Genomic DNA, 20,491 nt, shown 5'->3' on the forward strand with positions numbered 1-20,491 from the left:
TGCCCGGAGCGGCGATGGAGGCGGATACGATGCGGCGGCTCGGCATGGTTCTGGGACTGGGGGCGGGGCTGGCGCTGTTCGGCCTGGTCGCGCCCGCTCTCGCGCAGAAGCGCTTTCCCTCGAGCGCGGGCGCGCTTGCGGTCGAGACCGTGGCCGGCGGGCTCGAGCATCCCTGGGGCCTCGCCTTCCTGCCGGACGGGCGCATGCTGGTGACGGAGCGCCCCGGCCGCCTCAGGATCGTCGATGCGAAGGGTGCGCTGTCCCGGCCGATCGCCGGCGTGCCGAGCGTGATGGCGCGCGGCCAGGGCGGCCTGCTCGGCATCGCGCTCGACCCGGATTTCGCGCGGAACCGGCTGGTCTATCTCTCCTTCGCCGAGCCGCGCAGCGGCGGCAACGGCACCAGCGTCGCCCGCGGCAGGCTGAACGAGCAGGGCACCGCGCTGACGGAGGTGAAGGTGATCTTCCGGCAGATGCCGACGGTCGCTTCCAACCTGCATTTCGGCTCGCGGCTGGTCTTCGACCGGACGGGGGCGCTCTTCGTCACGGTCGGCGAGCGCTTCACGCAGCGCGACCAGGCGCAGAACCCGGCCAACGATCTCGGCAAGATCATCCGCATCCGCCCCGATGGCGGAATTCCGGCCGATAATCCGAAGAAGCCGGGCTGGGCGCCGGAGATCTGGTCGATCGGCCACCGCAACGTCCAGGGCGCGGCGCTGCATCCGCAGACCGGCCAGCTCTGGACGGCCGAGCACGGCGCGCGCGGCGGCGACGAGATCAACACGCCCAAGGCCGGGCTGAACTATGGCTGGCCGGTCATCACCTATGGCGTCGACTATTCCGGCGCCAAGATCGGCGAGGGCACGGCCAAGCCCGGCATGGAGCAGCCGCTGTTCTACTGGGATCCGTCGATCGCGCCTTCGGGGGCGGCCTTCTATACGGGGTCGGCCTGGCCGCAATGGAAGAACTCGCTCTTCGTCGGCGCGCTGGCCGGGAGCCTGCTGGCCCGGCTGTCGACCGAGGGCGAGAAGGTGACCGGCGAGGAGCGGCTTCTCACCGATATCGGCGCCCGCATCCGCGATGTCGTGCAGGGGCCGGACGGCTTGCTCTATCTCCTCACCGACGAGGAGGACGGCAAGCTGCTGCGGGTGCGTCCGGCGCAGTAACGCGGGTGCCTTACGGGCCGCAATCCCATTCGCTGTCGAGCGCGAAGACGTTGCGCGTCGCGAGCTTGCCATGGGTGTCGTAGAGGTCGCCGACATAATAGGTCATGCCGGCGTCGTCATGGTCCTCGCGCTTGACCTGCAGCGACCAGCCATAGCCGACCTTCCGGCCCTGCCAGGCCGGGTGGATGTCGTCGATCGTGGCGGAGCCGAGGACCCTTGCTTTCGAGTCGCTCGGGCTGCAGGTCGGGCCGGCCAGAGCGGGCAGGGCGCCGGCAACGAGGCAGGCGGCGATCAAGGGAAGCCTCACGGCGGGAATCCTTCGAATCGGAAGCGAGCGGGGCGAGCGATATCGACCGCGCCGCGCGGAAGGCCAAGCGCCGTCCGCGCGCAGCCGCATTGCGCTGCAACCGGAGGGCTTCAGCCCCTGGCGTGGAAGATGAAGAAGGCGCCGGCCGCGATCAGCGCGAAGCCGATGGCGTGGTTCCAGTTCAGCGATTCCTTGAGCCAGAACACCGAGAAGCCGGCGAAGACGGCGAGGGTGATGACCTCCTGCATCGTCTTGAGCTCGGCGGTCGAATAGACGGCGGAGCCGATGCGGTTGGCCGGCACGGCCAGCATGTATTCGAAGAGCGCGATCGACCAGCTCGCGGCGATGGCGAGCCAGATCGCGCTGCTCTTGTAGCTGAGATGGCCGTACCAGGCGAAGGTCATGAAGATGTTCGAGGCGAACAGCATCACGATCGGCAGGATGTGGGCGGCGGTGAGGGCTGGCATCGGGAGGCCTTCGGGCGAGGGCGAGCGGGATCGCAGTTCCACGGCCGGATCGCCAAATCAAGCAGGGTTAACCTCCGTTAACGCCCGCGCCGTAGTTTCGCGTCAATCCTGCGATTCGGTGGAGAGCATGCGCGCATATCGACTGGCCATTCCGCTGGCCCTGCCTTTCATCCTCATTGCCTCGGCGGCCTCGGCCCAGTCGGGCTTCCAGTCCTGCCTCGCCGGCCTGCGCTCCGCGGCGGCGGCCAAGGGCGTCTCGGGCGCGACCTTCGACCGCGCCATGGCCGGCGTCGAGCCGGACATGAAGATCATCGAGGCGATGAACAACCAGCCGGAGTTCAAGACGCCGATCTGGGACTATCTCGGCACGCTGGTCGATGACGAGAAGGTGGCGGAAGGGCGCAGCATGCTGCGCCAATACGCCTCCGTCTTCGCCGCCGCCGAGCAGCGCTTCGGCGTCGACCGCCACACCATCGCCGCCGTCTGGGGCGTCGAGAGCGATTTCGGCAAGGCGCGGGGCAAATGGCCGCTGGTGCAGTCGCTGGCGACCGGCGCCTGCCTGGCGCCGCGCCGCAACGCCTTCTTCAAGGGCGAGCTGATCGCGACGCTGCAGATCATCCAGCGCGGCGACGTCAGGCCCGAGCGGCTGTTCGGCTCCTGGGCCGGCGCCTTCGGCCACACCCAGTTCATCCCCTCGACCTATCTCAGGCTCGCCGTCGACGGCGACGGCGACGGCCGGCGCGACCTCGTCGATTCCATCCCCGACGCGCTGCATTCGACCGCGAACTTCATGCGCAAGGCCGGCTGGGTCACCGGCGCCACCTGGGGCTACGAGGTCAGGGTGCCGGAGGGCTATCGCGGCGCGACCGGCCGCAACCCCAAGCGCCCGCTGTCGCACTGGGCCGGGCAGGGCATCGTCAAATATGACGGCTCGCGGCTCGACGGCCATGGCAATGCCGGCCTGCTGATGCCGGCCGGCTGCACCGGCCCGGCCTTCCTCGTCTTCAAGAACTACGATGCCGCCTATAGCTACAACGGCGCCGATTCCTACGCCCTCGCCATCTCGCTGCTCTCCGACCGCCTGCGCGGCAAGCCCGGCGTGCGGGGGCAATGGCCGACCGACGATCTGCCGCTCTCGCGCGAGCAGCGCCGCGAATTGCAGCGCCTGCTGATCGCGCGCGGCTACAATGTCGGCGAGCCGGACGGCGCCGTCGGCTCGCTGACGCGGGCGGCGATCAAGGAGATCGAGGCCAGGCTCGGCATGCCGCAGACCGGCCGGCCGGGCGAGAAGGTGCTGCGCGCGCTGAAGGGCGGGCGGGTCTAGCAAATACTCTTCACAGAAAGCGGGTGGCACCGTTTTTTCGGTAGAGCGAAGAACCGGGTCATCCCGGGCGACCGAAGGGAGACCCGGGATCCATGCCTGAACCGTTCCGGCATGGATCCCGGATCGGCGCCGCTGGCGCGGCTTGTCCGGGATGACCAGTGTTTCATTCGGAGACTTCGCCATGCGCCGCCTGCTTTCCACCGGCTCGCCCTTCGAGCGCGATTTCGGCTATTCGCGCGCCGTGATCGACGGCGACCTCGTCTTCGTCTCCGGCACGACCGGCTACGACTACGCCAGCATGACCCTGCCCGACGATCCGGCCGAGCAGGCGCGCAACATCTTCCGCACGGTCGGCGCCGTGCTGGAGGAGGCGGGCTCCTCGCTCGCCCATGTCGTCAGGGCCCAGTATTTCGTCACCGACCGCAGCTATTGCGAGCCGGTGCTCAGGGTCTGCGGCGAGGTCTTCGGCGAGATCCGCCCGGCGGCCGGCATCTATGTCGTCGCCGGCCTGCTCAAGCCGGAGATGAAGCTCGAGATCGAGATCACGGCGCGGCTGCCGAAAGGATAGGGCCAGAGGCCTCCGTCGCGCCTGCCGTCTTCGAGCCGCCTCCGGGACCGGGCGGTACGCCCCGCACAAGGCAGAGCTGCGTCGCGGTGCTTGCGCCTGCGGCCGGTCGCCCGTAATCACCCCGCCAACGCAAACACGCGACAAGGCGAGGCGACGACCATGGCGACCCACAAGCTCCTGCTGCTCCCCGGCGACGGCATCGGCCCCGAGGTGATGGGCCAGGTCGAGCAGATCGTCGCTTGGTTCGGCAAACAGGGGCTCGCCTCCTTCGAGATCGAGAAGGGCCTCGTCGGCGGCGCGGCCTATGACGCGCACAAGCAGGCGATCTCCGAAGGCGACATGAAGCTCGCGCAAGAGGCCGATGCCGTGCTGTTCGGTGCGGTCGGCGGCCCGAAATGGGCGGACGTGCCCTATCAGCATCGTCCGGAAGCCGGGCTGCTGCGCCTGCGCAAGGATCTCGGCCTGTTCGCCAACCTGCGCCCCGCGATCTGCTATCCGGCGCTGGCCTCGGCCTCCTCGCTGAAGCCGGAGGTCGTCGAGGGCCTCGACATCCTGATCGTGCGCGAGCTCACCGGCGGCGTCTATTTCGGCGAGCCGAAGGAGATCGTCACGCTGGAGGACGGCTCCAAGCGCGGCGTCGACACGCAGCTCTACACCACGCCCGAGATCGAGCGGATCGCCCAGGTCGCCTTCGAGCTGGCGCGCACCCGCCGCAACAAGGTCTCCTCGGCCGAGAAGCACAACGTCATGAAGACCGGCGTGCTCTGGAAGCAGACGGTCACCGCGCTGCACGCCAAGGACTATGCCAATGTCGAGCTCGAGCATGTGCTGGCCGACAACTGCGCCATGCAGCTCGTGCGCTGGCCGAAGCAATACGACGTCATCGTCTGCGACAACCTGTTCGGCGACATCCTCTCCAACGTCGCGGCGATGCTGACGGGCTCGCTCGGCATGCTGCCCTCGGCCTCGCTCGGCGCCGAGGACCCCGCCACCGGCAAGCGCAAGGCGCTCTACGAGCCGGTCCACGGCTCGGCGCCCGACATCGCCGGCAAGGGCCTCGCCAACCCGATCGCGATGATCGGCTCCTTCGCCATGGCGCTGCGCTACTCGTTCGGCGCGGGCGAGGCGGCCGACCGGCTCGAAGGCGCCATCGCCAACGTGCTCGGCTCCGGCACCCGCACCAAGGACATCGCCGCGCCCGGCGCCAACGCCGTCTCGACCGGCGAGATGGGCCAGGCGATCATCAAGGCGCTCGAAGCGCGGGGGTGACGTTTGCGGCAGCAGGCGGTCGGCGATCGGCAGTCGAAGACAGCCCGACTGCCTACTGCCGATTGCCTATTGCCCTTCCCCTCTCCGCCTCGTGAATTGCCGTGATTCCGCTTTCGTGGCCTAACAACGCATCGAAAGCGGAGTATGTCCGTCATGCTGATCAAGCGCCGCGCCGGCTGGGAAATGCCGGAGAGCGAAGCCACGCCCGAGCGGGCCTTTCTCGACCGCCGCCAATTGCTGGCGACGGGAGCGGGCCTGATCGCAGGGGCGGCGCTGCCGCGGAGCGCGGCGGCCGGGACGCCCGACCCGACGCTCGATCTCTATCCGGCGAGGCGCAATGAGCGCTACGCGCTCGACGTGCCGCTGACCAAGGCCGAGGACGCGGCGAACTACAATAATTTCTACGAATTCGGCATGTCGAAGGACATCGTCGACGCCTCGCAGCGGCTCGCCACGCGGCCCTGGTCGATCCAGGTCGAGGGCCTAGTCGAAAAACCCTTCGAGATCGGCTTCGACGATCTGGTGCGCAGGCTGCCGCTGGAGGAGCGGCTCTATCGCTTCCGCTGCGTCGAGGCCTGGGCGATGGCGGTGCCCTGGACCGGCATCCCGCTCAAATCCTTCGTGGCGCTGGCCAAGCCTCTCTCCGGCGCGAAATACATCCGCTTCGAGACCTTCCTGAACCCGCGCGTCGCGCCGGGGCAGAACCAGCGCTGGTATCCCTGGCCCTATGTCGAGGGGCTGACGATCGCGGAAGCCACGAACGAGCTGCCGCTGCTCGTCACCGGCATCTACGGCAAGCCGCTACCGACGCAGCACGGCGCGCCGATCCGATTGATCACACCGTGGAAATACGGCTTCAAATCGGTGAAGTCGATCCGCAGGATCAGCTTCGTCGCCGAGCGGCCCAAGACCTTCTGGCAGGCGCTGCAGGCCAGCGAATACGGCTTCTGGGCCAATGTGAACCCGGCCGTGCCGCATCCGCGCTGGAGCCAGGCGAGCGAGCAGGTGCTGGGCTCGCGCGAGCGCCGGCCGACGCTGATCTACAACGGCTATGGCGATCAGGTCGCCGGGCTCTACAAGGGGCTGGAGGGCGAGGCGCTGTTCATGTGAGCGGGCGGCCCTGCTGCCAGCTTTCGGGTGCCCAGGGCGTCAGCCTGATGCTAAACCGGTCAGGTCCCCACCATGGCGCCGGGAGAGCGAGGATGGCCACCCAGCATTTCCATCTCTTCGAGACGGCGATCGGCGTCTGCGCGCTGGCCTGGGAGGGCGAGCGCTTCATCGGCGCCCAGCTTCCCGAGGGCGACGAGGCCGGCGCGCGCCGGCGGCTGGCGCGGCGCTTCCCCGCGGCCGCGGAGGCCGGGGCGCAGGGCTTCGTCGCCGAGGCCGTCGCCGGCATCCGGGCCCTGTTCACCGGCGAGGCGATCGACCTGTCGCATCTGCCGCTGGCGATCGAGACCGTGCCGGCCTTCAACCGCCGGGTCTACGAGGTCGCGCTTTCCATTCCGCCGGGCGAGACGCTGACCTATGGCGCGGTGGCGCAGCGCATCGGCGAGCCGGGCGCGGCGCGGGCGGTCGGCGTCGCCCTCGGGCAGAACCCCTGGCCGATCATCGTGCCCTGCCACCGCGTGCTGGCGGCCGGCGGCGGAACCGGCGGCTTCTCGGCCGATGGCGGCATCGAGACGAAGCTCAGGATCCTGACCATCGAGAAGGCACGCACCAGCGCCGAGCCGAGCCTGTTCGGAGCGCTGCCGCTGGCGGCCCGGCCGGCGCGGGGCTGACCCGGCCGCCTGAGCCGGGGAGGGGGCGTTCCGGGACCTTGATGCGCTGCAATCCGTTGCTTGCAGCGCGGCGCCTTGCGCCGGGTTCTCCGCGCCTTCTACTGTCGCGCCACACGCACCCAGCAACGAGGGACCGTCATGGCCAAACTGAAGCTCGCCATCGTCGTCGGCAGCAACCGCCGCGAATCGATCAACCGCAAGCTGGCGCAGGCGCTGGCGAAGCTCGCGAGTGACTCCTTCGAACCCTCCTTCGTGCAGATCGACGACCTGCCGCTGTTCAACCAGGATCTCGAGCCGAACCGGCCGGAGCCGACCCTGCGGCTGAAGCGCGAGATCGAGGCGGCCGACGCCATCCTGATCGTCACGCCCGAGCACAACCGCTCGATCCCGGCCGTGCTCAAGAACGCGATCGACTGGGCCTCGCGCCCCTATGGCCGGAACTCCTGGGCCGGCAAGCCGGTCGCGGTGACCGGCACCAGCGGCGGCGGTGTCGGCACGGCGGTGGCGCAGAACGAACTGCGCATGATCATGACCAATCTCGCCGGCGTCGTGGTCGGCAGCCAGGTGTTCATCACCTTCAAGGAAGGCCTGATCGACGCCGGGCACAATGTGACGGATGAGGGAACCCGCAGCTTCCTCAAGGGCTTCGTCGACGGCTTCGCGAAGACCGCCGGCAAGCTCGCGGCCTGAGCGGGCAGTTCGCTAACAGGAAAGGCACGGCTTCCGGGCGGTGCCTTTTTTCTCGGCTCCGGCGCGACGCGGCCCGGCCAAAAAAAGAGCCGGCATCCCCGAGGGGAGCCGGCTTTGTAAGTTTGAAACATTTGGCGAGACGCCAAACATCTCAGAGGGGAACGGCTGAAACGAACTCAACGCCGGGAGGAGATTGCGGAGCCCGTTCCGAACAACCGTGAGTTCAATATCGTCCAGGACCTGCCATTTTGCAATGCAGCATATCTTGGAGCCGCCATGCGCGAACTGCATATCTCATTCTCATATGCGACCAATTTAAGCCTAAATGACTGAGAAATATGCATTGAGCGCAAGTTGGAATCCGCGCCCGAACCCGCTTGAGGCGCATATTGGCCGGCGTTGCGCGCGTGGCGTGCGCGCTGGCGCCGCGGACGTCATGCTTTTGCAGGATTTCTCCGCAGGCGAGGGCGGAATATGCCTTCGAATCGCTCAGCGGGGCGGGGAATAGCGGATGCCGCTTCCTCGGCGGGGGACGAACACGCCGATTTCAGGCTGAACCACAGGGGCATCCCGGGCTTGACCCGGCATCCATGCCGGAACCTCTCCGGCAAAGGCTCAGGCATGGATGCCGGATTTCCGCCCTTGAGCCGGGCGAGGGCCGGAATCGAGGGCTCTGTCGAAGGCGCTCCGCGCTTCCATGAAAACGCTGCGGAGGCGCGGCGATGCGGTCCGGCGGCGCCGGCGGTCCGCCGCAACTCTCGCGGCAGCCCCGCCCGCCGCGCCGTCAATAGGTCCAGCGCTGGGCCTTCTGGATGAGGAAGTCCCGGAAGACCTGGACGCGCGCGACCGACTTCATCTCTTCCGGATAGACCAGATAGCTCTCGAGCTGCGGCATCTCGGTCTCGCGCATGAGCTGCACGAGCGGCGAGCCAGTTTCGATCAGATAGTCCGGCAGCACGGCGATGCCGGCGCCGGAATCGACCGCGCGCTTCATCGCCGTGATGTTGTTGACGACGAGGTGGATCGGGCGCGGATTGCGCTGGTCGCGGCCGATCGTGCCGAGCCAGTGCACCGCCGTCAGATAGGAGGGCGAGGTGCCGCCGAAGGAGACGATCCGGTGGTTGTCGAGATCCTCGTAGCTCTTCGGCTCGCCGAAGCGCTTCACATAGGCCGGCGAGGCGTAGACGTGATAGTGCACGGTGAAGAGCTTGCGCTGGATCAGGTCCGGCTGCTGCGGCTGGCGCAGGCGGATGGCGATGTCGGCCTCGCGCATCGACAGGTCGAGCTCCTCGTCGGTGAGGATGAGGTCGACCTTGATGTCGGGATAGAGATCCAGGAACTCGGCGAGGCGCGGCGTCAGCCAGTGGCCGCCCAGCCCGCGCGTCGCGGTGACCTTGAGCTCGCCCGAGGGATGCTCGCGGGTTTCGGAGAGCTGCGAGCGGGTGCGCTCCAGCCGCTGCGTCATCTCGCGCGCGGCGCGCCAGAGCAATTCGCCCTGCTCGGTGAGGATGAGCCCGCGCGTATGACGGTGGAACAGCGGAGCCCGCAGCTCACGCTCGAGCGCCCCGATCTGCCGACTTACGGCCGATTGACTCAGCCCCAGAACATCGCCAGCTTTTGTGAAACTGCCTGACTCTGCGACGGTATAAAAAATACGAATGCGGTCCCAATCCACCGCGCTTCCCCCGCTATGCGTTTTGCGCATGTTGGAGGATAAAGTCCTTGTGCGTCAATGCCTGGACAGCAGAGATTGTCCTTTTTGGTACTGAATCTGGTGAGGGGATTCATCAAACTCAGTGATGAATCGCCAAAAAGGCCCTATTCGGCCGCTTCTCGCTGGTCGAGCGTGCTGGCGAGCAGCCAGCGCTCGGCGTCGAGAGCGGCCATGCAGCCCATGCCGGCGGCGGTGACGGCCTGGCGATAGTGCTCGTCGGTGACGTCGCCGGCGGCGAAGACGCCGGGGACGTTGGTCTGAGTCGTGCCGGGCTCGACCTCGAGATAGCCGCTCTCGCGCATGGCGAGCTGGCCGGCGAAGAGCTCGGTCGCCGGCTTGTGGCCGATGGCGATGAAGACGCCGTCGATCTTCAATTCGCTTTCCGCTCCGGTCTTCACGTTCTTCAGGCGCAGATGCGTGACGCTGGGCGGGGTGGTGCCGCCGCAGATCTCGGCGATCTCGCTGTCCCAGATGACCTCGATCTTGGGATGCTTGAACAGCCGCTCCTGCATCACGCGCTCGGCGCGCAGCGAATCGCGACGATGGATCAGCGTCACCTTGCTGGCGAGGTTGGCGAGGTAGAGCGCCTCCTCGACGGCGGTGTTGCCGCCGCCGACGACCGCGACCTCCTTGTTGCGGAAGAAGAAGCCGTCGCAGGTGGCGCAGGCCGAGACGCCGAAGCCCTGGAAGCTCTGCTCGGAGGGCAGGCCGAGCCATTTCGCCTGGGCGCCGGTGGCAATGATCAGCGCGTCGCAGGAATAGGTTTCGCCGCCATCGCCCCAGAGCCGGAAGGGGCGCTGCGAGAGATCGACGCGGGCGATGTGGTCGGAGACCATCCTCGTGCCCATATGCTCGGCCTGGGCCCGCATCTGCTCCATCAGCCAGGGGCCCTGGATGACGTCGGCGAAGCCGGGATAGTTCTCGACATCGGTGGTGATCATGAGCTGGCCGCCGGCCTGCATGCCGGAGATCAGCACCGGCTCCAGCATGGCGCGGGCGGCGTAGATCGCGGCGGTGTAGCCGGCCGGGCCGGAGCCGATGATCATGACGCGGGCATGGGTGTGGGCCATCGTCTCGCTTCCTTCTCCGCGGCGCGCCGCGCTCGAACCGTCAGATACGGCGCCGGCGCGCCGAAACAAGAGCCGAGGCCCCGTCAGGGACCCGCGAGGCCGAGCGCCGCCCGGCGGCGCAGCCAGCCTTCGCGTATCGCATCGGCTATGATCGGGGTGGAGTCTATCGGCTGGTAGCGCTCGCCATCAAGCTGTCCACGGAAAGGATGCACAGCCCCCTGCCGCGCCAGCGAGGCGAGCAGGGCCGCGATCTTGGGATGGCCGCCCTGCGGCTCGAAGACCAGGATCGGCACGCCGGTCGCCGCCGCCTCGCCGACCATGTTGGTGGAATCCGCCGTGACGACGACGGCGTCGGCATTGGCGAGCAGGGCGAGATAGGGATTGTCGCCGCGGCCGTCCCACCACCAGCCGCCATGGCGGGCAACGACCGCCGCGACCGCCGCCGACAGCGCCGGCGCGGTGCGGCGCGAGGGCGAGCCCATCAGCCGGGCGCCGGAGGCGGCCAGGGCGTCGAGCTGCCGCACCAGGCGCTCATTGTCGGCGGCGGTGAAGCGGTGGTGCCGGCTGTCGCCGCCGACCAGCACTGCGACGCGCGGCGCCTGCAGCGCGGCGATCGGGGCGGGCGGCGCGGCACGGGCGGCGGCGAGTTTCTCCGGCGTCAGCCGGTGCGGCGAGGTCGTGGTGACGAGGACGTTGTCGCCGCGCAGCCGGTCGTGCTCCGCCACCCAGATCAGGTCGGCCGTGCCGGGGCCGGTGCGCGGATCCTTGAGGAAGACGGTGAAGGTTCGGCCGTTCGAGGCCTTCTTCACCGCCCTGAGATAGGCGACGGCACGGCGGCCCGAGGCGATGGCGATGTCGGGGAAGGGCGGGCGGATCGGGCTACCCGGCCGGTCGGGCGCCTCGCGCGGGTCGATCGGGCCGCGCGGCATCAGCCAGGCGAAGGGTTTTCGCGGGGCGACGCGGCGGATCTCCGGCTCCACGCCCAGCCGCTCGGCCACGCCGAGGCACTGCGATTCGTCGCCGGCCTTGCCGTCGGTCAGGACCCAGATCGTCGGGGCGGTTTTCGGGGCCGGGCTGGTCGGTGCGCGTGGCATGCGCCTTGTATCGCCTGCCGCCGCCGTCTACACCAGCGCCACCTGCCTCAGAGGACGTTCATTGCCGCCGAAACTCGACGATATCGACCTGCGCATCCTGCGCGAGCTCCAGGCCGATGGTCGCATGACCAATGTCGAGCTGGCGAGCCGCGTCGGCATCTCGCCGCCGCCCTGCCTCAGGCGCGTCAGGGCGTTGGAGGAGGCCGGGCTGATCCGCGGCTACCATGCCGATCTCGACGAGCGGAAGCTGGGCTACGAGGTGGTCTGCTTCGCCTTCGTGCATCTGGCGAGCCAGGCTGAGGCCGATCTGGCCGCCTTCCAGAAGCGGATCCGCGACTGGGCGACGGTGCGCGAATGCTGGACGCTCTCCGGCGACATCGACTTCGCGCTGAAATGCGTCGCGCCCGATCTCAAGGCGTTCCAGGATTTCGTCGCCGACCTCACCGCCATGCCGAACGTCCGCAATGTCCGCACGGCGCTGACGCTCGACCGCGTCAAGGACGAGCCGATCGTCCCCTTCGGCTGACGCCGCTCCAGCCCGCTCGCGGCCGGCGAGGCCCGGCGCGGGCCTCAGCCCGCGAGGTAGCGCCTGATCCACCAGGCGTTGTTGCGCGCCAGCGCCTTCAGCCGGCGCTGGTCGACATCGGGTAGGTACCAGGCGCCGGCGCCGCCGGAGAGCTCGGTCGACATGATCGGCCAGCTCGCGATCTGCCGGCCGGCGCGGTCGTAGACCGTCGCGGTGCTTTCGAGATAGTCGTTGGAGGCGCCGCCGTCGGACGGCTTGCCGCCGCCACCGCCGCCGGCATAGCTCGCCAGCCAGAGGCTGCGGACCGTGACGACCAGGCGGTTGCCGGCGCCGCGCTGGAAGCCCGGGCCGAGGATCTCGGCGAGGGTCTTTTCCATCTCGGCGCGGACCAGCCCGACATTGTCGCCCCAGGCCTCGGCGACCGTGCGGGTGAATTCGACGCGGATCGAGCCGATCGGCGCGGCCTGGGCATAGGCCCGGGTCAATCCGGCCGGCAGCAGGGCGAGCGCTGCTCCGGCCAGGGTGGATGCGAGAAACTGGCGGCGTGTGGTCATGGCGGCGTCTCCGAAGGCCTTCGGCGACAATGTAGGGGGTTCGGCGCCGGTTTTCACCGGCGCCGCGCTGCCGTGGTTAGCGAAAATCGACGCCGACGATCTCGTAGGACTTGCCGCCGCCGGGCGTGTTGACCTGCACCGAATCGCCGACCTTCTTGCCGATCAGGGCGCGCGCGATCGGCGAGCCGATCGAGACCTTGCCCGACTTCACGTCGGATTCCGGCTCGCCGACGATCTGGTAGCTCTTCTCTTCCTCGGTGTCGTCGTCGATCAGCTTGACGGTCGCGCCGAACTTCACCGTGTCGCCGCCGAGCTTGGAGACGTCGATGATGTCGGCCCGGCCGATCAGCGACTCCAGCTCCATGATGCGGCCTTCGTTCAACGACTGGGCCTCCTTCGCCGCATGGTACTCGGCGTTCTCGGAGAGGTCGCCCAGCGCGCGGGCCTCGGAGATCGCCGTGATGATGCGCTGGCGCTCGACCTGCTGGCGGTGCTTGAGCTCCGCCTCCAGAGCGGCGAAGCCGCCCGCAGTCATTGGAACCTTTTCCATTCTTTCCGTCCCATAAAGCTTAGAAAGCGCGGGTGCCGTCGGCCTCCTGGCCGCCGGCATTGCCGCGCTTTCGCTCAATATCTGAACCCGGAGCGGTGAGCTCCGTCAAGCCGCCTGCTCGAAATAGGATTGCAGCGACCGGACTTCGAGATCGCCGCTGCAATAGGCCTTGATTCCCTCGGCAGCGGCGATCGCGCCCGCGAGGGTGGTATAATAAGGCACCTTGTGCAAGAGGGCCGAGCGCCGCAGCGAGCGCGAGTCCGCCAGCGCCTGCGGGCCTTCGGTGGTGTTGAAGATCAACTGGATCTCGCCGTTCTTGATCGCGTCGACGACATGCGGGCGGCCTTCCAGCACCTTGTTGATCCGGGCGGCGTCGATGCCCTCGTCCTGGAGCAGCCTGAGTGTGCCGCCGGTGGCGAGGATGCGGAAGCCGAGATCGGCGAGGATGCGCACGGCCGGCACGATGCGCGGCTTGTCGTCGTCGCGCACCGAGACGAAGACCGTGCCCTTGACCGGCACCTTGGAACCGGCGCCGAGCTGGCTCTTGGCGAAGGCGACGTCGAAGGAGCGGTCGAGGCCGATGACCTCGCCGGTCGAGCGCATCTCGGGCCCGAGCAGCACGTCGACGCCCGGGAAGCGCGCGAAGGGGAAGACCGCCTCCTTGACGCCGACATGGCCGAGGGCTGCGGGCTTCAGGCCGAAGCTGCCGAGCGCCTCGCCGGCCATGATGCGCGCCGCGAGCTTGGCGATGGGCTGGCCGATGACCTTGGCCACGAAGGGCACCGTACGCGAGGCGCGCGGATTGACCTCGAGCACATAGATCACGCCGTCCTTGATGGCGTATTGCACGTTCATCAGCCCGCCGACATCGAGCGCCAGCGCCATGGCGCGGGTCTGGCGCTCCAGCTCGGCGACGATGGCGGGCGAGAGCGAGCGCGGCGGCAGCGAGCAGGCCGAATCGCCGGAATGGATGCCGGCCTCCTCGATATGCTCCATGATGCCGGCGATGAAGACGTCGCGGCCGTCGCTGAGGCAGTCGACATCGACCTCGATGGCGTCCGACAGATAGCGGTCGAACAGCAGCGGGTTCTTGCCGAGCACCGTGTTGATCTGGCCGGTCTTGTCGTTCGGGTACTTGGCCTTGACCTCGGAGGGGATCAGCGAGGGCAGGGTGCCGAGCAGGTAGTCCTCGAACATCGGCTCGTCGCGAATGATCGCCATGGCGCGCCCGCCCAGCACATAGGAAGGCCGCACGACGAAGGGCAGGCCGAGCTCGCCGGCGATGATGCGGGCCTGCTCGACCGAATAGGCGATGCCGTTCTTCGGCTGCTTCAGGCCGAGCTTGTCGAGCAGGCGCTTGAAGCGGTCGCGGTCCTCGGCGAGGTCGATCATGTCGGGCGAGGTGCCGAGGATCGGGATGCCGGCCTCCTCCAGCGCGTTCGCCAGCTTCAGCGGGGTCTGGCCGCCGAACTGGACGATGACGCCGTGCAGCGTGCCGTTCTGCTTCTCGGTCTCCAGGATCTCCAGCACGTCCTCGACCGTCAGCGGCTCGAAATAGAGCCGGTCGGAGGTGTCGTAGTCGGTCGAGACCGTCTCCGGGTTGCAGTTGACCATGATGGTCTCGTAGCCGACCTCGCCCAGCGCGTAGCAGGCGTGGCAGCAGCAATAGTCGAACTCGATGCCCTGGCCGATGCGGTTCGGGCCGCCGCCGAGGATGACGACCTTGCGTCGGTCCGTGGGGTTGGCCTCGTCGGCGGCCTCGCCGCCGAAGGGCATGGCGTAGGTCGAGTACATATAGGCCGTGGGCGAGGCGAACTCGGCGGCGCAGGTGTCGATGCGCTTGTAGACCGGGCGCACCTCCAGAGACTTGCGCAGCGCGCGGACCTCGGCCTCGCTCCGGCCGGAGACGGCGGCGAGGCGCTTGTCGGAGAAGCCCATCGCCTTGATCCGGCGGAAGGCGCCGGGCGTCTGCGGCAGGCCGAACCGGCGGATCTTCTCCTCGGTCTCGACCAGCTCGCGCATCTGGGCGAGGAACCAGGGGTCGATCTTGCAGCTCTCGTGGATCTGCTCGTCGCTGAAGCCGAGCCGCATCGCCTGCGCGACATGCAGGATGCGGTCGGGCGTCGGCGTCGAGATCGCGGCCTTGATGGCGTTGCGGTCGTCGCCGAGGCCCAGCCCCTCGACCTCGATCTCGTCGAGCCCGTCGAGCCCGGTCTCCAGCGAGCGCAGCGCCTTCTGCAGCGATTCCTGGAAGGTGCGGCCGATCGCCATCGCCTCGCCGACCGACTTCATCGCGGTGGTCAGCGTCGGTTCCGAGCCGGGGAACTTCTCGAAGGCGAAGCGCGGGATCTTGGTGACGACGTAGTCGATCGTCGGCTCGAAGGAGGCAGGCGTGGCGCCGCCGGTGATGTCGTTCTCGATCTCGTCGAGCGTATAGCCGACGGCGAGGCGCGCCGCGACCTTGGCGATCGGGAAGCCGGTGGCTTTGGACGCCAGGGCAGAAGACCTCGACACACGCGGGTTCATCTCGATGACGATCATCCGCCCCGTGGCCGGGTCGATCGCGAACTGGACGTTGCTGCCGCCGGTCTCGACGCCGATCTCGCGCAGCACCGCCAGCGAGGCGTCGCGCATGATCTGGTATTCCTTGTCGGTCAGCGTCAGCGCCGGCGCGACCGTGATCGAATCGCCGGTATGGACGCCCATCGGATCGAAGTTCTCGATCGAGCAGACGATGATGCAGTTGTCCGCCTTGTCGCGGACGACTTCCATCTCGTACTCCTTCCAGCCGAGCACGCTCTCCTCGATCAGGACCTCGCTGGTCGGGGAGGCGTCGATGCCGCGCTCGACGATGTCGATGAACTCGCCCTTGTTGTAGGCGATGCCGCCGCCCGTGCCGCCCATGGTGAAGGAGGGGCGGATGATCGCCGGCAGGCCGATATCCTCGAGCGCGTCGAGCGCCTGGCCGAGCGTCTTGATGTGATGCGAGCGCGGGGTCGAGAGGCCGATCCTGGTCATCGCCTCGCGGAAGCGCTCGCGGTCCTCGGCCTTGTCGATGGCGTCGGCGGTGGCGCCGATCATCTCGACGTCGAACTTCTCCAGCACACCCATCTTCTTGAGCGAAAGCGCGCAGTTCAGCGCGGTCTGGCCGCCCATCGTCGGCAGCAGCGCGAAGCCGCCGTCGAGAACATGGCGCTCCTTCTCGATGATCTTGGCGACGATCTCGGGCGTGATCGGCTCGACATAGGTCGCATCGGCCAGCTCCGGATCGGTCATGATCGTCGCCGGGTTCGAGTTGACCAGGATGATGCGGTAGCCCTCGGCCTTCAGCGTCTTGCAGGCCTGGGTGCCGGAATAGTCGAACTCGCAGGCCTGTCCGATGATGATGGGGCCCGCGCCGATGATCAGGATGGACTTGATGTCTGTGCGCTTGGGCATGGTCTCGACCGGTCTTGGGCAGGCGCGCGCAAGGCCGGTCCGATCAGGCGAGCGGGGCCGAGGCGAGCGTCTGAATGAATGCTAGGCGCTCGCTATAGACGGGCAAGGCGGCGGAAGGAAGCTAAAAGCGCGCCCGCCCGGCCTCAACGCACAGGGCGCGGCGGCGGCAGCACCAGATCGACCTCCAGCGGGCGCCGCGGGCGCTGCCTGCGCCGCATGGCGAGGACGAGCAGGGCGAGCGCCGCGACCTCGCAGGCCGCGCCGACGAAACCGAGCGGCCAGGTGCCGGCCCTGAGCATCACCTGCTGGCCCAATGCCGCGCCGGCGGCGATGCCGAAATAGAGCGCCGAGGCGTTGAGCGAGAGCGCGATGACCGCCGCATCCGGCGCCATCGCCGCCAGCCGCGACATCTGAGCGGGATTGCCCGCCCAGCCCGCCCCGCTCCAGGCCATGACGACGAGCGGCAGCAGATAGACCGCTGCCGCGGGGGGCAGCGCCACGGCGATCAGCGACGCCGCGAGGAGCGTGCCGGCCAGCAGCGCCAGCGCCACCGAAAGCGAGCGTTCGGGGCCGAAGCGGTCGCTCGCCACGCCGCCGAACTGGTTGCCCAGCGCCGCGCCGATGCCCGAGAGCACGAGCGTCGCGGCCAGCCAGGGGCCGGCGATGCCGGCATGGCGGGTCAGGAAGGGAGCGATATAGGTGTAGAGGACGAAGACGCCGGTCATCCAGAGCATGGTGGTGCCGAGCGCCAGCAGCACGTCGCCGCGGCCGGCGACCCGCAAGCGCTCGCGCAGCGTGTTGGTGCCGCGCGGCAGGCCGCCGGGCAGCTTGGCGAGGAGGCCCGCCAGCGACAGCGCGCTCAAGCCGGAGACGATCAGGAAGGCGAGGTGCCAGCCGCCGAGGCCGACCATGGCGGTGCCGATCGGGATGCCGAGAATCAGCGAGACGGTCATGCCGCCGGTGACGAATGCGAGGGCGCGGCCGCGCCGCTCGGGCGGCGAGATCGCGACCGCGACGGCGTTGGCGGCGGGCATGAACACGCCGGCGGCCAGCGCCATGACGATTCGCGCCAGCACGACGAGGGTGAAGTCCGTGGCGAGGGCGGCGCCGAGATTGGCGAGGCCGAACACCGCGATCGCGCCGATCAGGACGCGCTTGCGGTCGGCGTCGCCGAGCACGGCCGACAGGATCGGCGAGCCGATCGCATAGGCCAGCGCGAAGATCGAGACGAGCAGGCCGGCGGCGTCGATCGAGACGCCGAGGCCGGTGGCGAGATGGGGCAGGATGCCGGTGACGATCAGGCTGCCCGTGCCGATGGCGAAGGCGCCGCCGGCGAGCGAGAGGAGGCGGATATCCATGAGGTCGATCCCTGCGTTGGAAGGAGATCTTCAAAATTTCAACGATTGTTGAATTTTAAAATCGCCGCATGGGGGCCGCAAGCATAATTTCAACGATCGTTGAAACTTGTCAGGCGCGACGGTTTCGCCTATCCCGGCAGGGATGAAACCGGTCTTCCACCCCGATATCGAGGATGTCGCGCCGGCCAACGTCTTCGCGGCGCTGGCCGATCCGATTCGGCTCGGCATCCTCGTGGCGCTGGCCGAGATCGCCGAGGGCGACAAGGCGCGCTGCAGCCATTTCACCGAGTTCGCCTCGCCTTCGCTCCTGTCCTATCATCTCGCCAAGCTGCGCGAGGCCGGCATCACCCGCATGCGGGTGGAAGGCACCTCGCGCTATCTCAGCCTCCGCCGCGACGAGATGAACCAGCGCTTTCCGGGGCTGCTCGACAGCGTGATCGACACCGCCCGGCGGGACCCGAACCTGCCGCGGCTGAGCCGCGCCCTCTCCGAGATGGTCGACGCCTGAAGCTGGCGCCGGACGCCTCCGCGGCGCCGTGCGGAGGCGGGTTGAGTTCTCGCGGTCTGGATGTAATGTTATATTGTTGCAATCATCTCGCGGGACCGCTTCATGCCTTCTTCCCTCCGCCGCGCCGGTTTCGGCGTCCTCGCCTGCTTCCTCGCCTCGGCCGCCGCCGCGCATGATCACGCGCCGCTGCGCGGCCGGCTGGTCTTCGCCGATCACGAGAAGCCGGTGGTCCGCATCCTCGATCTCGACAGCGGGGAGGTGACGCACAGCTTCGACGTGCCGAAGGCCAATCCGGGCTTCGCGGGAGTGGCTGGCGGGCGCTATGTCGTGGTCAAGACCGGCGACGAGGCGGGCACGCTGCGCATCCTCGATACGGGGCTGATCGCCGAATCGCATGGCGACCATGTCGATCTCGACAAGGCGACGCCGAAGCTCCTCGATTTCGCGACCCGGGGCGACCGGCCGGCCCATGTCATCTCGGGCCAGGGGCAGCTTGCGCTGTTCTATGACGGCCTGCGCCCCTGGGAGGGCAAGAGCGAGCCCAAGGCGGTGCTGATCGCGATCGACAGCCTCGCCAGGGACAAGCCGGACGTGACGGTCTGGCCGAGCCCGGCGCCGCAGCACGGCATCGCCGTGCCGCTCGGCGGGCGGCAATGGCTGATGTCGGTGCCCAACCCGGCCTATGCCAGGGGCGACGACCGCAGCGCCTCGCCGCGTCCGAACGGCTTCGAGATCCTGGAGCAGCGCGGCGGCCCGCAGAAGGCGGCCGGCTGGAAGCAGGTCGCCCGCCTCGACGATCCGGCGCGGGCCGACGCCTCCTGCAAGCTCTATCACGGCTATGCGCCGGCGCGCGGCGGGCGCCATATCCTCGGCTGCGCCGAGGGCGAGGATGGCGGGCTGTTCGTGCTCTCGCGGGCGGGCAAGGGCGTCGCGGTCGGCTGGAGCGCGCGCAAGCTGGCCTATCCCGACGAGCGCCGCGTGAGCGCGCTCAAGTCGCGCGAAGGCGGGCGCCATCTCGTCGGCAATTACGGGCTGAAGGCGCCCTATGACGCGCTGCTGCGGATCGATCCCGAGGCCAGGGCGCTGACGGCCGCCGACATCCTGCCGGTGCCTGGCGGGCAGGCCGTCTGCCAGTTCGAGCTCAACGGCAATGCCAGCCGGCTCGCCAATCTGACGCCGGACGGCAAGCTCAGGATCTACGAGGTGGCGCCGGCCTGGAAGGAGCTCGCCGCCTTCGACGCGGTCGCGCCCTTCGACTGCGCCTATGGCGCGAAGACCCCGACGCCCGGCCTCGCCGTCCTCGGGAGCAGCGCCTTCGTCAGCGACCCGACGAACGGCCGCATCCGCGAATACCATCTCGACACGCTGAAGCAGGGCCTCGACATGCCGGTCGGCGGCATGCCGGCCAATCTGGCCGCAAGCGACGCCGGCTGACGAGGCGCTGCGGGCGGCGCGGCTTTCGCCGCCCGTCCGGGCGGGCGCGTCTTCCCCGACGCCCCCGCGCATCGTCCAGCTCCTTGATTCTGCATCGGCTTTTCCCGAAAACCGCGTTCCACTTTTCGGTCCGATGCTCTGGATCATCGCGCGTCCTTTCGGACGCGGTAACGATGATCTATCTTATTGTTAGTGCATCGGATTTTTCCGAAAAGTGGATTCCACTTTTCGGTCCGATGCTCTAGGAAGCGCGGATGCCGCTGCGCCGCTATCCGCGTCAATTCCGCCAGCTCGTGAGCTATGCCTTCGCGGGAGGGCTCACGGCGCTGGCGCATTACGGCCTGCTGATCGGGCTGGTCGAAGGGGGCAAGCTCGACCCCGTGCCGGCGACGCTCGCCGGCTTCGTGGTCGGGGCGCTGGTCTCCTACGGACTCAACCGCCGGATGACCTTCGATGCGACGCGCAGCCATGCCCAGGCGGGCTGGCGCTTCGCGCTGATCGCGGCCGGCGGCTTCGTGCTCACCGGCCTGCTGATGCATCTGTTCGTCGGCCGGCTCGGGCTGCCCTATCTGCCGATGCAGCTCGTCACCACCGGGGTCGTGATGGTGTTCTCCTTCCTCGGCCACAAATTCTTCAGCTTCGCCGACCGCGCCGCCTGACGGCGTTCCGCCAGGCGGCG

20 protein-coding genes are annotated in these 20,491 nt (G+C 68.5%); 11 read left to right on the forward strand and 9 right to left on the reverse strand.

Annotated elements, in window-relative coordinates; all coding sequences use genetic code 11:
- Positions 1-29 precede the first annotated feature (29 nt).
- Positions 30-1,163: a PQQ-dependent sugar dehydrogenase gene (locus ACWH43_RS07465; RefSeq protein WP_158443523.1), complete on the forward strand. Its 1,134-nt coding sequence runs from the start codon at positions 30-32 to the stop codon at positions 1,161-1,163.
- A gap of 10 nt (positions 1,164-1,173) precedes the next feature.
- On the opposite strand, the gene ACWH43_RS07470 is transcribed toward ACWH43_RS07465, so the two are convergent.
- Both ACWH43_RS07470 and ACWH43_RS07475 read right to left on the reverse strand, forming a co-directional pair.
- The gene (locus ACWH43_RS07470; RefSeq protein WP_158443511.1) at positions 1,174-1,470 is read right to left on the reverse strand and encodes a hypothetical protein; all 297 of its coding nucleotides are present in this window, start codon (positions 1,468-1,470) and stop codon (positions 1,174-1,176) included.
- A 110-nt stretch (positions 1,471-1,580) separates the two neighbouring features.
- Positions 1,581-1,937 (reverse strand): DMT family protein, encoded by a 357-nt coding sequence (locus tag ACWH43_RS07475; RefSeq protein WP_158443512.1) that lies wholly within the window; start codon positions 1,935-1,937, stop codon positions 1,581-1,583.
- A 127-nt stretch (positions 1,938-2,064) separates the two neighbouring features.
- On the opposite strand from ACWH43_RS07475, the gene ACWH43_RS07480 reads away from it, so the two are divergent.
- The 6 genes from ACWH43_RS07480 (at position 2,065) to ACWH43_RS07505 (ending at position 7,566) form a co-directional block, all read left to right on the forward strand.
- Complete coding sequence (locus ACWH43_RS07480; RefSeq protein ID WP_260347716.1) at positions 2,065-3,261, forward strand: lytic murein transglycosylase; 1,197 nt, start codon at positions 2,065-2,067, stop codon at positions 3,259-3,261.
- Between the two features lie 181 nt (positions 3,262-3,442).
- Positions 3,443-3,829, forward strand: a complete 387-nt coding sequence (locus ACWH43_RS07485; protein WP_158443514.1) for a RidA family protein — start codon at positions 3,443-3,445, stop codon at positions 3,827-3,829.
- 159 nt (positions 3,830-3,988) lie between these two features.
- A complete protein-coding gene (gene leuB, locus ACWH43_RS07490) occupies positions 3,989-5,098 on the forward strand; it encodes a 3-isopropylmalate dehydrogenase (protein WP_448153429.1) in 1,110 nt (369 codons plus the stop codon).
- A gap of 153 nt (positions 5,099-5,251) precedes the next feature.
- The gene (msrP, locus tag ACWH43_RS07495; RefSeq protein WP_158443516.1) at positions 5,252-6,208 is read left to right on the forward strand and encodes a protein-methionine-sulfoxide reductase catalytic subunit MsrP; all 957 of its coding nucleotides are present in this window, start codon (positions 5,252-5,254) and stop codon (positions 6,206-6,208) included.
- Positions 6,209-6,300: 92 nt separating this feature from the next.
- Positions 6,301-6,876 carry a methylated-DNA--[protein]-cysteine S-methyltransferase gene (locus tag ACWH43_RS07500; RefSeq protein ID WP_158443517.1) on the forward strand — a complete coding sequence of 192 codons (576 nt, stop codon included), beginning with the start codon at positions 6,301-6,303 and terminating at the stop codon, positions 6,874-6,876.
- A gap of 138 nt (positions 6,877-7,014) precedes the next feature.
- Positions 7,015-7,566, forward strand: a complete 552-nt coding sequence (locus ACWH43_RS07505; RefSeq protein ID WP_158443518.1) for an NADPH-dependent FMN reductase — start codon at positions 7,015-7,017, stop codon at positions 7,564-7,566.
- Positions 7,567-8,350: 784 nt separating this feature from the next.
- Here ACWH43_RS07505 and ACWH43_RS07510 read toward each other — a convergent pair.
- The 3 genes from ACWH43_RS07510 to ACWH43_RS07520 all read right to left on the reverse strand — a co-directional run bounded on the left by ACWH43_RS07510 (position 8,351) and on the right by ACWH43_RS07520 (position 11,444).
- Entirely contained in the window at positions 8,351-9,241 is an 891-nt protein-coding gene (locus tag ACWH43_RS07510) for a LysR family transcriptional regulator (RefSeq protein ID WP_038359069.1), read from the reverse strand.
- Between the two features lie 143 nt (positions 9,242-9,384).
- Entirely contained in the window at positions 9,385-10,350 is a 966-nt protein-coding gene (gene trxB / locus ACWH43_RS07515; protein WP_158443519.1) for a thioredoxin-disulfide reductase, read from the reverse strand.
- A gap of 83 nt (positions 10,351-10,433) precedes the next feature.
- Positions 10,434-11,444, reverse strand: coding sequence for a mitochondrial fission ELM1 family protein (locus ACWH43_RS07520; protein WP_158443520.1), 1,011 nt, complete (start codon positions 11,442-11,444; stop codon positions 10,434-10,436).
- A 61-nt stretch (positions 11,445-11,505) separates the two neighbouring features.
- On the opposite strand from ACWH43_RS07520, the gene ACWH43_RS07525 reads away from it, so the two are divergent.
- Positions 11,506-11,970: an Lrp/AsnC family transcriptional regulator gene (locus tag ACWH43_RS07525; protein ID WP_158443521.1), complete on the forward strand. Its 465-nt coding sequence runs from the start codon at positions 11,506-11,508 to the stop codon at positions 11,968-11,970.
- A gap of 44 nt (positions 11,971-12,014) precedes the next feature.
- Here the strand turns inward: ACWH43_RS07525 and ACWH43_RS07530 are convergent, their stop codons facing one another.
- The 4 genes from ACWH43_RS07530 to ACWH43_RS07545 all read right to left on the reverse strand — a co-directional run bounded on the left by ACWH43_RS07530 (position 12,015) and on the right by ACWH43_RS07545 (position 17,870).
- Entirely contained in the window at positions 12,015-12,524 is a 510-nt protein-coding gene (locus tag ACWH43_RS07530; RefSeq protein WP_158443522.1) for a hypothetical protein, read from the reverse strand.
- Between the two features lie 76 nt (positions 12,525-12,600).
- Entirely contained in the window at positions 12,601-13,074 is a 474-nt protein-coding gene (greA, locus tag ACWH43_RS07535) for a transcription elongation factor GreA (RefSeq protein ID WP_158447039.1), read from the reverse strand.
- Between the two features lie 105 nt (positions 13,075-13,179).
- Positions 13,180-16,512 carry a carbamoyl-phosphate synthase large subunit gene (carB, locus tag ACWH43_RS07540; RefSeq protein WP_158447038.1) on the reverse strand — a complete coding sequence of 1,111 codons (3,333 nt, stop codon included), beginning with the start codon at positions 16,510-16,512 and terminating at the stop codon, positions 13,180-13,182.
- Positions 16,513-16,655: 143 nt separating this feature from the next.
- Complete coding sequence (locus tag ACWH43_RS07545) at positions 16,656-17,870, reverse strand: MFS transporter (protein WP_260347719.1); 1,215 nt, start codon at positions 17,868-17,870, stop codon at positions 16,656-16,658.
- Between the two features lie 142 nt (positions 17,871-18,012).
- Here ACWH43_RS07545 and ACWH43_RS07550 point away from each other — a divergent pair, with 142 nt between their 5' ends.
- The 3 genes from ACWH43_RS07550 to ACWH43_RS07560 all read left to right on the forward strand — a co-directional run bounded on the left by ACWH43_RS07550 (position 18,013) and on the right by ACWH43_RS07560 (position 20,471).
- Positions 18,013-18,378: an ArsR/SmtB family transcription factor gene (locus tag ACWH43_RS07550; RefSeq protein ID WP_448153430.1), complete on the forward strand. Its 366-nt coding sequence runs from the start codon at positions 18,013-18,015 to the stop codon at positions 18,376-18,378.
- 102 nt (positions 18,379-18,480) lie between these two features.
- The gene (locus ACWH43_RS07555; RefSeq protein WP_158443648.1) at positions 18,481-19,812 is read left to right on the forward strand and encodes a hypothetical protein; all 1,332 of its coding nucleotides are present in this window, start codon (positions 18,481-18,483) and stop codon (positions 19,810-19,812) included.
- 254 nt (positions 19,813-20,066) lie between these two features.
- Positions 20,067-20,471, forward strand: a complete 405-nt coding sequence (locus tag ACWH43_RS07560; protein WP_158443647.1) for a GtrA family protein — start codon at positions 20,067-20,069, stop codon at positions 20,469-20,471.
- Positions 20,472-20,491 lie beyond the last annotated feature (20 nt).

The organism is Allobosea minatitlanensis (assembly GCF_964020775.1).